Origin of the sequence: Pauljensenia hongkongensis, assembly GCF_001746855.1 — a bacterium.
GTDB lineage: Bacteria > Actinomycetota > Actinomycetes > Actinomycetales > Actinomycetaceae > Pauljensenia > Pauljensenia hongkongensis.
On the sequence record NZ_CP017298.1, the window covers coordinates 1,248,104 to 1,249,294 of the forward strand.

Sequence of the window (1,191 nt, forward strand, 5' to 3'; positions counted from 1 at the left end):
CGCTCGGCGCGCAGGGCGGCGGTGCCCGGGACCTCGAGGGGCTCCAGCGGGCCGCCCACCGCCCTCGACAGCAGCAGGTCGGCCAACTGGGGATTGCGCGCCAGCACCGGCCCGTGCATGTAGGTGGCGATGATGGATCCCTGGACGACGCCGTCGAAGGCCTCGGCGGCCGCCTCGTGCCCCAGGGGGGTGCCGTTCCCGACGCCGGCGACGACCCGCCCGAGGGGGCGCGCCTCCGGGCCCAGCACGGTCCCCCCGCCGTGGTTCTCGAAGCCGGTGAGGGGCTCGGTGAGGCCGTCGACGAGGGGCACGGTGACGAGCTCGCCGATCGCGCGGTGCCCCTGCGGGTCGGTCGTGATGTCGAGGACGCCCATCCCCTCCACGCGCTGGTCGCGCGCGTCCCGGTACCACATGCCCAGGACCTGCAGGGAGGCGCAGACCGCCAGGAGCTGGCGCCCGTCCTCGAGCGCGCCGGACAGCCCCGGGTCGGCGCGGAACTTCTCCGCCGCCAGGGCCTGCGCCGTGTCCTCCCCACCGCCCAGCGTGTAGACGTCGAGCGAGCGGGGGATGGCGTCCGTCAGGCCGACGGTGATGATCGAGGCGTCGATCCCCCGTCGGCGGGCGCGTTCGCGCAGGACCATGGCGTTGCCCGTGTCCCCGTAAGTGCCGAGCACCTCGGGCATGAGGACGCCGATCGTCAGTGCGGAGTCGCTCATCGCCTCGCCCCTTTCTCGCCCAGGACCGTTTTGAAGTCCCGCATCGCCGTGTAGTTGAGCAGCATTTCCACTTTTCCGGGCCGGCACAGCGCCAGGGCGTCCATCGGCAGCGGCGCCAGTTGGCAGTGGATGCCCGCGTACTCCAGGCGCACGGCCAGGTCCGCGCCCCGCTCGCCGCAGGCGACGACTCGGCGCCCCTGGGCGTCCAGCGCCGCGAAGTCGACGTCCCACAGCCATGACAGATCCTGCCCGTCGGGCACCTGCCCGTTGACGGCGATGACGACCTGGTCGACGCGGGGGTCGATCATCGTCATGGCCTCCTGCCAGCCCGCCGGGTTCTTGGCGAGCATGAGCCTGGCGAGGCGGCCGTCGACGTCGTGGGTCGAGTAGCGGCCCGCGACCTCGTCCACCCCGGACACCGCGCGCGCCGCGGCCTCCGCGTCGACGCCCATGGCGACGGCGGCGGCGACCGCCT

General features: G+C 73.8%; 2 protein-coding genes. Both read right to left on the reverse strand.

Going from position 1 to position 1,191, the window contains the following annotated elements:
* On the reverse strand, positions 1 to 716 hold a 716-nt coding region (locus tag BH719_RS05190), incomplete at its 3' end, for a type 1 glutamine amidotransferase (RefSeq protein ID WP_009743719.1).
* Positions 713 to 1,191: DUF1727 domain-containing protein (locus BH719_RS10070; RefSeq protein ID WP_009743720.1), on the reverse strand; the 479-nt coding region annotated here is incomplete at its 5' end. The genes BH719_RS10070 and BH719_RS05190, both read right to left, overlap by 4 nt.